Origin of the sequence: Nioella sp., assembly GCF_964229645.1 — a bacterium.
GTDB lineage: Bacteria > Pseudomonadota > Alphaproteobacteria > Rhodobacterales > Rhodobacteraceae > Nioella.
Window position 1 is genome coordinate 1 of sequence record NZ_CAXREX010000151.1, and the last position, 9,228, is coordinate 9,228.

Genomic DNA, 9,228 nt, shown 5'->3' on the forward strand with positions numbered 1-9,228 from the left:
GGCGCGGCCTGACCGCAACTCTCAACACCGCGCGCCCGCGACTATAGCGAGGATCGATCGAGCGGAGGCGAGGGAGAACAAGAGTAAAATGGTGCCCCCGGTCCGACTCGAACGGACACTCCCGAAGGAAACGGATTTTGAGTCCGTCGCGTCTACCAATTCCGCCACGGGGGCCATTGCCGTGAAGCGCGCGGAACTTGCCTTCACCGCGCGCGCAAATCAACTCGCATGCGGGTCAAAGATCGTTCTGGCCGCCGCCTCGGGCGTGCCGGTGGAGATCTGGCGGATGACGAGCGGAATGTCGATCGAGGTCGGGCAGGCCGTCATGCAGGGCGCGTCGTGGCAGAAATAGCAACGGTCCGCCGCCACCAGCGCCTCGTGATCGTCGAGGGGCGGATGCAGGTCCGAGAAATTGGCGCTCAGATCCTCGGGACTGAGACGCTGCGAGGCGATTCCCGGTGTGAACGGGCTGTTCGTCATGGTGTGTCTCCCTGTCGAATGACTTGTTCTTTTGAGGAAACGCTGGCACAGGCCAAAAATTTTATCAACTGGTAAAAAATGATTATTGCCCGGAACCGCCTCGAAACGCCATTTTCAAACCCGACTGCCGAGAAAACGGGCAGGTTTGGGCTGCGCGCGGCCCCGCCAAGGGTCGGTTTGGCTTTTCTCGCCTGACGGGACAGCGTATACAGCCGGGAAACTGGATCACCCGCGCGGGGCCCTGCCCCGCCAGAAACGCTGAGGGCACAAATGGCGAATAAGACGCATGACGGGGATGTCGCTTTCATCAAGGCGCTGGCCGAGCTTCTGAACGACAATGACCTGACCGAGCTGGAGGTCATGCGAGAATACGGCGACAATGACAGCCTCAATGTCCGCGTCAGCCGCCAGACCCTGATGGCAGCCCCCGCCCCGGTGGCCGTCGCGGCCCCTGCGCCCGTGGCCGCCGCTCCTGCCGCTGCTGCGACCCCGGCTGCTGCCCCCGCCGCTGCGGCAGCACCCGCTGGCGACCCGGCGCAAGACCCCGGCGCCGTGACCTCGCCCATGGTGGGCACCGCCTATCTTCAGGCCGAACCCGGCACGCCGCCCTTCGTCAACGTGGGCGACACCGTGACCGAGGGCCAGACGCTGATGATCGTCGAGGCGATGAAGACAATGAACCAGATCCCCGCCCCGCGCGCAGGCAAGGTCACGCGCATCCTGGTGGGTGACGGCGACCCGGTGGAATTCGGCACGCCCCTGATGATCATCTCCTGAGGTCCGGGCGCATGTTCACCAAGATCCTCATTGCCAACCGGGGCGAAATCGCGCTCCGCGTGATCCGCGCCGCGCGCGAGATGGGCCTCCAGACCGTTGCCGTGCATTCCACCGCCGACAGCGACGCGATGCATGTGCGCATGGCCGACGAGGCGATCTGCATCGGCCCGCCCGCAGGCGCACAGAGCTATCTCAACGTCGCCTCGATCATCTCGGCCTGTGAAATCACCGGCGCCGAGGCGATCCATCCGGGCTATGGCTTCCTGTCGGAAAACCAGAACTTCGTGCAGATCGTGGAAGACCACGGCATCAAGTTCATCGGTCCGTCGGCCAAGCATATCAGCATCATGGGCGACAAGATCACCGCCAAGGACACGATGAAGAAGCTGGGCGTGCCCTGCGTGCCCGGGTCCGACGGTGGCGTGCCTGACCTGGACACCGCCCGCAAGGTGGCCGAGGAGATCGGCTATCCCGTCATCATCAAGGCCACTGCCGGTGGCGGCGGGCGCGGCATGAAGCTGGCCAAATCGGCCGCAGAGCTCGACAATGCGTTCCGTACCGCGCGCTCCGAAGGCAAGGCCGCCTTCGGCAATGACGAGGTCTACATCGAGAAATATCTCGGTGCGCCCCGGCACATCGAGGTGCAGGTCTTCGGCGATGGCAAGGGCAATGCCGTGCATCTGGGCGAACGGGACTGTTCGCTGCAGCGCCGTCACCAGAAGGTCTTCGAAGAGGCCCCCGGCCCCGCGATCGATGCCGAAACCCGCGCGCGGATCGGCAAGACCTGCGCCGACGCCGTCGCCGCTATCGGCTATGAAGGCGCAGGCACGATCGAGTTCCTCGATGAGAACGGCGAATTCTACTTCATCGAGATGAACACCCGTCTGCAGGTGGGACACCCGGTGACGGAGGGCATCTTTGGCGTCGACCTGGTGCGCGAACAGATCCGCGTGGCAGAAGGCCTGCCGATGTCCTTCAGCCAGGAGGATCTCCAGGTCGAAGGCCATTCGATCGAGGTGCGCATCAACGCCGAGAAACTGCCGAAATTCACCCCCTGCCCCGGCAAGATCAGCCAGTTCCACGCGCCGGGCGGGCTTGGCGTGCGGATGGATTCGGCGATCTATACCGGCTATTCGATCCCGCCCTACTACGACAGCCTGATCGGCAAGCTGATCGTGCATGGCCGCGACCGGCCCGAGGCACTGGCGCGTCTCAAGCGCGCCTTGGGCGAGTTGATCATCGACGGGGTCGATACCACCATCCCGCTCTTCCACGCGCTGTTGGAGGAAGAGGCCGTGCAGACAGGGAATTACAACATCCACTGGCTGGAAAAGTGGCTGGAAACCAACATGCAGGGCTGACGCCCAAGGATATCGCGAAAAGGCCGCCCCATCCCGGGCGGCCTTTTTCGTTCAGGCCGGCATCTGTTGCGTGGCGCAGTGGATGCCGCCGCCAAGTTCGCCAAGCGGATCGACATTCAACATCACCACCTCGCGACCGGGATAGTGGCGCGCCAGCGCATCGCGTGCGATCTCGTCGGTTTCTTCGTCGCCGAACTCCGCCGCGATCACCGCGCCATTGCAGACGTAGTAATTGGCGTAGGAGGCCACGAAATCGGCGCTGTCCACCCGCCGCTCCCAAGGTTCGGGGATCACTTCAACCCTCACCCCGCCCGCGATCAGCGCGTCGTGGGTTTCGAGCGCGGCCAGGTGGAACGGGTCGGCCTCGTCAGGTTCATCGGGGAGGTTGATCAGCACCCGGTTCGGCCCGGTGAACCGCGCGAGGCTGTCGATGTGGTAATCGGTGATGTCTTCCGCGCGCACACCCGGAGTCCAGATCATCCGGGCCGCACCGTAGGCCGCCAGCAGGCGCGCTTCTATCTCGTCTCGCGACAGGCCGGGGTTGCGGTTGTCGATGACCCAACTGCTTTCATGGCCGATGAGCAGCCCGTGCCCGTCATAGTCGACACCCCCGGCCTCGCCCACCACGCCCGACGGGATGACCGGCAGGCCAAGCCGCTCGGCCACGCGGGTGGCGATCTGACTGTCATGTGTATCGACCTGCTTGTTTCCCCAGCCATTGAATTGCAGATGGCTGAGCGCAAGCGACCCGTCCGGACGATGGGCGAAAAGCGGCCCCGCATCGCGGCACCACAGGTCCTCGGTCGGGATGTCCCAAAGCTCCACCGCGCCCGAAACCATCCGCCCGATCCGCGCGTGATGCTCTGCCGCGGCCAGCATCGTGACCGGCTCGAACTCTGCAATCGCATTGGCGATGTCGGCGATGGTGGATTGAGTCATGCGCAGGAACTCGACGTCGTCATAGACCTCCCGGCTATTGGGCCACTGCATGAAGGTCCGCTGATGGGGGGCCTCTTCGGGCGGAACGCGCAAGCCGCTGCTACTGGCCATGACACCGCCCGGAACCGCCGAAAGGCTCAGCGCGCCGGCCACCCCGCCCAGAAAACATCGTCTCAACATCACGCACACCCATCGTCCCGCACTGAACACCAGGGCTGCCAGCGAAACATGACCGTGCTGGAAACACAATGTCCGCGAATGGCATCTGGTGAAGCGCGGACAATTTGCGATAGATTGAGGGCCTCAGACCGGAGCGGACGACAGACTATGGCCCATGACATGATGCCCCCGCGCCGGCCGGTGCTGACACCGGATCTGCTTTTGCGCGCCTATGCGGCGGGGGTGTTCCCGATGTCGGATTCGCGCGACGCACCCGACGTGTTCTGGGTCGACCCGCGGATGCGCGGGATCATCCCGCTAAATGGCTTCCACATCTCCCGCTCGCTGCGCCGCCACATCATGCGCAGCCCCTACCAGCTGCGGGTGAACCAGGATTTCGCGGGCACGGTGCAAGGCTGCGCCGACCGCGAAGAAACGTGGATCAACGGGCAGATCTTCGATCTCTACATGCAGCTTCACCTGTCTGGCTTTGCCCATTCGGTCGAAGTCTGGGACGGGGCCGAACTGGTGGGCGGGGTCTATGGCGTGACACTGGGCGCAGCGTTCTTCGGCGAAAGCATGTTCTCGCGCCGCACCGATGCTTCCAAGATCGCGCTGGCCTACCTTGTCAGCCGCCTGCGCTATGGCGGCTTCCAGCTGTTCGACACGCAATTCGTGACCGATCACCTGATCTCGCTCGGCGCGGTCGAAATCCCGCGGGCCGAGTATCACAAGCGGTTGGAAAAGGCGCTGAACTGGGACGCCGATTTCCTGGCTCAGCCGTCGGAAGTCTCGCCCGAGGAAATCGTGCAGCGCAGAACCCACACGTCGTAGCGCGAATGCTCCAGCGCTGACAGGGCGGGGCTGGAGGCGATCATCCAGCCGTTGAAGAGCTCGACCCCGTCGATATCCGTCACCCGCAGATGCGCGAAGGCATCCTGGCCCGGCGTTTCCTCGGGGTAGCGGCATTCCAGCAGTTCCACCGCGATCCGCCCCTGAACGAAGGTTTCACCGGTGGCAAGGTCCACGTCCTGCGACCGGCCAAGCGACTTGTCCAGCAGGCGCAGCAGGGCCCCGCTGCCCTGGGCCACGACCGGGCCGGTATCCACGTTGGGATTGGGCTCGATGATCAGTTCGACGCCGCTTTGCTGCGCCCCCGCGCCAAGGGGCAGGCCCGCAAGGGCCAGGGCCAGCAGGACGCGGCGGGCAAATCTCATTCCACGTCACCACCGCTGACGGCGCGCAGCAGAAGCGTGGTCAGGCTGACGGCGCTCTGGGTTTCGTAGACCTCGTCGCCGGGGGCGAGGTTGAAGGGCGAGCCGCCGGGCACCAGTTCCAGGAAATTGCCGCCGAGCAGCCCTTCGGAAGCAACGACAGCCTGGGTATCGTCAGGCACTTCGATACCTTCGGAGACGGTAAAGGCCACGTCGGCGCGGAAAGTTTCGGTATTGAGGTCGAGCGCGGTGACAGACCCCACGCGCACCCCGGCCAGCCGCACATCTGTGCCGACCGAAAGGCCATCGGCCGAGCGGAAGGACGCCGTCAGCGGATAGCTGTCCCCGGCAGCGCCCCCTGCCCCGGTCACCTGCCCGGCATAGATGAAAAAGCCGATGGCGGCGGCCAGAACGGCCCCGCCTACCAGAACTTCGGTCGCATTCTCTGACATATCGTGCGGCCCCCTCGGGATGCGGGCGTTACTCGGGGCTCCAGGCCTCGTAGTCGCGGCGGTCTGCCGGCGCGGCCTGGCGCAGCGAGCCTGCGGGCGCATAGGCGGCCATGGTGCCGGTCAGGTTGGGCTGGTGCGGCTGTTCCCACGGCTTGTGGGCCAGCGGACGGTCGGCGGGCGACTCGTCGAAGGTGTAATGCAGCCAGCCATGCCAGTCGGGGCTGACGCGCGACGCTTCGGCCTCGCCGTTGAAAATCACCCAACGGCGCTTGCCGTCGCGGGTCTGGTAATAGATGTTGCCCTGCTCGTCCTCGCCCACCTTCTGACCCTTGCGCCAGGTGTAAAGCTGGGTGCCAAGGGTCTGGCCATTCCACCAGGTCACGAGACGGTTGAGGAAAGAAAGCATCGGGCTTGCCTCCGGCTGAGAACGCGTTGGCCTTCTAATGCCGCATCTCGGGGCCAAGGTCCAGCGCGAAACCCTGATGGAAAGTGTCGCGGCCTTGCCGTGAGCCGATGACGGCCGCGAGAGCCCCGCGCCACGGTTTTTCCCCCTGGGCGACAAATGATGGGCCGTTTCCCATGGCAGGGATCGGGCCGAGGCAAACTGGTAACGAGTGGTAAGATCATGGCCGATCATCTGTGTGTGAATTGTTCATTGTGCTGTAGCGGCAAGCTGTATGCGCGCGTGCCCGTGTCGCCCGAGGAGCGCGACAGGCTTGGCGGCGGGGATCGGTTCTTTCGCAAGTCAAACGGGGATCTTCGCATGCGGCTTGGCTGCGATTTCCTGGGCAAGAACGGCGCCTGCCAGGTCTACGACAAACGCCCCGAAACCTGCCGAACTTACAAATGCAGCCTGCTCAAGCGGGTCGATGCGGGAAAGACACCCGAATCCGAGGCCGTCGCCATCGTGGCCGAGATCCACGAAACCGAAGACAAGGCCCGCGCCTCCATCGCGCAGGCGCTCGGCAAGGAGCCTTACGCGCTCAACACCTCGGACCTGCATGATGCGATGGACAGGCTGATCGAGACAGGCGACGAAGACGCGCCCGCCTATCGGCATGCCAAGCTATGGTATCGGCACTACCTGTCGCTGGTCAGGCTACACATCCGCCCCGGCTTTCGCGCCTAGCCAGCATCGCCCGTATCCTGTCGGGCACCTGCCGGGCGCTCATGGCGCGGGGATATGGCAGTTCCTGCATCTCGGGCACCTCGCCATAAAGCGCCTCGAACTCGGCATAGTTGTCGAACGCGCGGCGACCCGCGTTGTCGATGAAGGTCTCTGCCGGTGCGCCATTCGCTAGAATGATCTCGTGGTTCTCGGTCTCGACGTGGTAGACGGTGTAGCTCTTGCCCATCTCAGCCAGCGGCACGCGCGTGATGGTGCCCCCGTTCACCAGGGCGCCCGCGTGGCAGATAACGCCCCCGACCAGCATCCCGTGATCTGCGGTGACGGTCAGGTCTGCATGCGGAAGGCCCGGCCCAAGCGCGCCAGCAGCAAAACGCACCGGCATCAGCCGCTCGGCGGGGCCAAAGCGGGTGGAGACCGTCTGGCGGCCGATCCATTTTATAGCAACGCTGCGCCCATCCACGGTCTGGACAGGGTCACCGATGCAAAGGCGTTCCACTGCCACCTCGCCCGCCGGGGTTGCGATCTGGCAACCCGGCAGAAAGCAGTACGTATAGGACCCGCTGCGCGAAAACCCGAGCGGCTGGCCTTCCCAGCTATCCAGGTCGGACACGAGATAATAGAAGGTTAGCCCGCCGACGATCTGAAGCACCGGGTCGCCATTGGAGGCAAACCCGTAAAGCTTCACCGGAAGAATAGAGCCCGACCACGTGATCGGGTCATCGACCAGGGTCTCGCCACTCGTGTCCGGGTCCGCCAATGTGTTGAAAATGCTTTGTGATGGGCCGGTTACGACCGTCGTGCCATCGGGCACGTCCATGCCCAGAAAATACATGTACTCGTACTGATCTACCGCCGGCACAACACACCCCCGGTCGGGAGCACGCCCTAAGCCAAAACTGGCCCAACAACACGGGCCCTCGTCAGGACGCCCCCCACACAGGACACCAATTACCACGGCCTAAATTTTGCGCCATCGATATATCTAAAGTCAACCAATGTCGTTCGAGATACCTTCCGCGCCGGAAATCTGCCCGAAAAACGGGCAAACCCGGCAGGCCGGCCAAAAAAATCGCGGGCGGAGGGAAGGGTCTCCGCCCGCGACAAGCCTGCCGGGACTGGGGCGCCCGGCAAGGAAAAGACGTTAAGTCAGGCTGCCAGGGCGCTGGTCGCGGCCACGTAGTCATAGCCCAGGTCGCGGGCCACGGCTTCGTAGGTCACCTGGTGGTTCCAGACATTGAGCCCGTTGGCCAGGTGCGGATCGCGGCCAAGGGCCTCTTTCCAGCCCAGGTTGGCGATGCGCAGCGCATGGGGCAGCGTCACGTTGTTGAGCGCGTAGGTCGAGGTGCGCGCGACGCCGCCGGGCATGTTGGCCACGCAGTAATGCACGATCCCGTCCACGGTGTAGATCGGATCGGCATGGGTGGTGGCCTTCGAGGTTTCGAAGCAGCCGCCCTGGTCGATGGCGACATCCACCATCACCGAACCGGGTTTCATGGTCGACAGCATCGCGCGGCTGACCAGCTTGGGCGCGGCGGCACCCGGCACCAGGACAGCGCCAATCACCAGGTCAGCCTCGGCCACGCATTCAGCCAGGTTGGCCCGGTTCGAGAAGCGGGTCTTGGCGCGCGCTTCGAAATAGGTGCCGAGCTTTTCCAGCACTTCCGGGCTACGGTCGAGAATGGTCACATCCGCGCCCATGCCCACGGCCATCTGCGCCGCGTTGAAGCCCACCACGCCGCCGCCGATCACGGCCACCTTCGCGGGCAGCACGCCCGGCACGCCGCCAAGCAGCACGCCACGCCCGCCATGGGATTTCTCCAGCGCGGTCGCACCGGCCTGGATCGACATCCGGCCCGCGACCTGGCTCATCGGCTTGAGAAGCGGCAGACCGCCACCGGGCGCCGTTACGGTCTCATAGGCGATGCAGGTCGCCCCCGAGGCGATCAGGTCCTTGGTCTGCTCCGGGTCCGGTGCCAGGTGCAGGTAGGTATAGAGCACCTGTCCCTCGCGCAGCATCTTGCGCTCGCCCGCCTGGGGCTCTTTCACCTTCACCACCATGTCGGCCTTGGCGAAGATTTCCTCGGCGCTGTCGACGATCGCGGCCCCTGCGGCGCGGTAATCGTCATCCATGGCACCGATCCCGGCACCTGCCAGGGTCTCGATCAGGACGGTATGGCCATTGGCCACCAGCTCGCCCGCGCTTTCCGGCGTCAGGCCGACCCGGTATTCGTGGTTCTTGATCTCGCGAACAGTACCGACACGCATGGGCTGGTCTCCTTTGGCCTAACTGGTTACATTTGAAACTGACTACGCGCAATAAGACCTTCGCCTGTCCAGGCCGGACCTGTGCTGCTAACGGACGACAATGATCGACCAACGCCTTGCCGATACGCTGACTGAACGGATCGAGGATGCCTTGCGTTCCGCCAGCCGCCTGCCGCTGGTCGTCGGGATCTGCGGTGCGCAAGGGTCGGGCAAGTCGACCCTGACGGCCCATCTCGCGCAGCGGCTGGGCGCAAGCGGACGGCGCGTTGCTGCCCTGTCGCTCGACGATCTCTACAAGACCCGGGCCGAGCGGCTGGCCATGGCCCGCACGGTCCACCCGCTGTTCGCCACGCGCGGGGTGCCGGGGACGCACAACATCGCGCTGGGGCTGGACACCTTGGCCGCGCTCGGACGGGGTGAGGCAAGTCCCCTGCCGCGCTTCGACAAGGGCG

The 9,228-nt window shown here is 64.6% G+C and carries 10 protein-coding genes, 1 tRNA gene and 2 pseudogenes; 5 read left to right on the forward strand and 8 right to left on the reverse strand.

What is annotated here, in order from left to right; all coding sequences use genetic code 11:
• Nucleotides 1–89: 89 nt before the first annotated feature.
• Nucleotides 90–174 (reverse strand) — tRNA-Leu (locus ACEQXV_RS09965).
• Between the two features lie 60 nt (nucleotides 175–234).
• Nucleotides 235–480: pseudogene (locus tag ACEQXV_RS09970) on the reverse strand (dihydropyrimidine dehydrogenase); the annotation flags it as partial.
• Between the two features lie 270 nt (nucleotides 481–750).
• On the opposite strand from ACEQXV_RS09970, the gene accB reads away from it, so the two are divergent.
• Both accB and accC read left to right on the forward strand, forming a co-directional pair.
• Nucleotides 751–1,257 (forward strand): acetyl-CoA carboxylase biotin carboxyl carrier protein, encoded by a 507-nt coding sequence (accB, locus tag ACEQXV_RS09975; RefSeq protein ID WP_370268985.1) that lies wholly within the window; start codon nucleotides 751–753, stop codon nucleotides 1,255–1,257.
• 11 nt (nucleotides 1,258–1,268) lie between these two features.
• A complete protein-coding gene (gene accC / locus ACEQXV_RS09980) occupies nucleotides 1,269–2,618 on the forward strand; it encodes an acetyl-CoA carboxylase biotin carboxylase subunit (RefSeq protein WP_370268986.1) in 1,350 nt (449 codons plus the stop codon).
• A 51-nt stretch (nucleotides 2,619–2,669) separates the two neighbouring features.
• On the opposite strand, the gene ACEQXV_RS09985 is transcribed toward accC, so the two are convergent.
• The gene (locus ACEQXV_RS09985; RefSeq protein ID WP_370268987.1) at nucleotides 2,670–3,737 is read right to left on the reverse strand and encodes an agmatine/peptidylarginine deiminase; all 1,068 of its coding nucleotides are present in this window, start codon (nucleotides 3,735–3,737) and stop codon (nucleotides 2,670–2,672) included.
• Between the two features lie 147 nt (nucleotides 3,738–3,884).
• Between ACEQXV_RS09985 and aat the strand changes: the two genes are divergently transcribed.
• Nucleotides 3,885–4,550 carry a leucyl/phenylalanyl-tRNA--protein transferase gene (aat, locus tag ACEQXV_RS09990; protein WP_370268988.1) on the forward strand — a complete coding sequence of 222 codons (666 nt, stop codon included), beginning with the start codon at nucleotides 3,885–3,887 and terminating at the stop codon, nucleotides 4,548–4,550.
• Here the strand turns inward: aat and ACEQXV_RS09995 are convergent.
• From ACEQXV_RS09995 to ACEQXV_RS10005, 3 genes are read right to left on the reverse strand one after another with little or no spacing between them, the layout of a single operon-like run.
• Nucleotides 4,493–4,933 carry a DUF2155 domain-containing protein gene (locus tag ACEQXV_RS09995; protein WP_370268990.1) on the reverse strand — a complete coding sequence of 147 codons (441 nt, stop codon included), beginning with the start codon at nucleotides 4,931–4,933 and terminating at the stop codon, nucleotides 4,493–4,495. The genes aat and ACEQXV_RS09995 overlap by 58 nt on opposite strands.
• Nucleotides 4,930–5,382: an outer membrane lipid asymmetry maintenance protein MlaD gene (gene mlaD, locus ACEQXV_RS10000; protein ID WP_370268991.1), complete on the reverse strand. Its 453-nt coding sequence runs from the start codon at nucleotides 5,380–5,382 to the stop codon at nucleotides 4,930–4,932. The genes ACEQXV_RS09995 and mlaD overlap by 4 nt, the downstream gene beginning before the upstream one ends.
• Nucleotides 5,383–5,410: 28 nt before the next feature.
• Complete coding sequence (locus tag ACEQXV_RS10005; RefSeq protein WP_370251398.1) at nucleotides 5,411–5,788, reverse strand: NADH:ubiquinone oxidoreductase subunit NDUFA12; 378 nt, start codon at nucleotides 5,786–5,788, stop codon at nucleotides 5,411–5,413.
• A 219-nt stretch (nucleotides 5,789–6,007) separates the two neighbouring features.
• Here ACEQXV_RS10005 and ACEQXV_RS10010 point away from each other — a divergent pair, with 219 nt between their 5' ends.
• Nucleotides 6,008–6,511, forward strand: coding sequence for a YkgJ family cysteine cluster protein (locus ACEQXV_RS10010; RefSeq protein WP_370251399.1), 504 nt, complete (start codon nucleotides 6,008–6,010; stop codon nucleotides 6,509–6,511).
• Here the strand turns inward: ACEQXV_RS10010 and ACEQXV_RS10015 are convergent.
• Together ACEQXV_RS10015 and ald are read right to left on the reverse strand one after the other, a co-directional pair.
• Entirely contained in the window at nucleotides 6,477–7,370 is an 894-nt protein-coding gene (locus tag ACEQXV_RS10015; RefSeq protein WP_372525611.1) for a Hint domain-containing protein, read from the reverse strand. The two genes, ACEQXV_RS10010 and ACEQXV_RS10015, sit on opposite strands and share 35 nt — an antisense overlap.
• A 287-nt stretch (nucleotides 7,371–7,657) precedes the next feature.
• The gene (ald, locus tag ACEQXV_RS10020) at nucleotides 7,658–8,776 is read right to left on the reverse strand and encodes an alanine dehydrogenase (RefSeq protein WP_370268995.1); all 1,119 of its coding nucleotides are present in this window, start codon (nucleotides 8,774–8,776) and stop codon (nucleotides 7,658–7,660) included.
• Nucleotides 8,777–8,876: 100 nt separating this feature from the next.
• Here ald and ACEQXV_RS10025 point away from each other — a divergent pair.
• Nucleotides 8,877–9,228: pseudogene (locus ACEQXV_RS10025) on the forward strand (hypothetical protein); the annotation flags it as partial.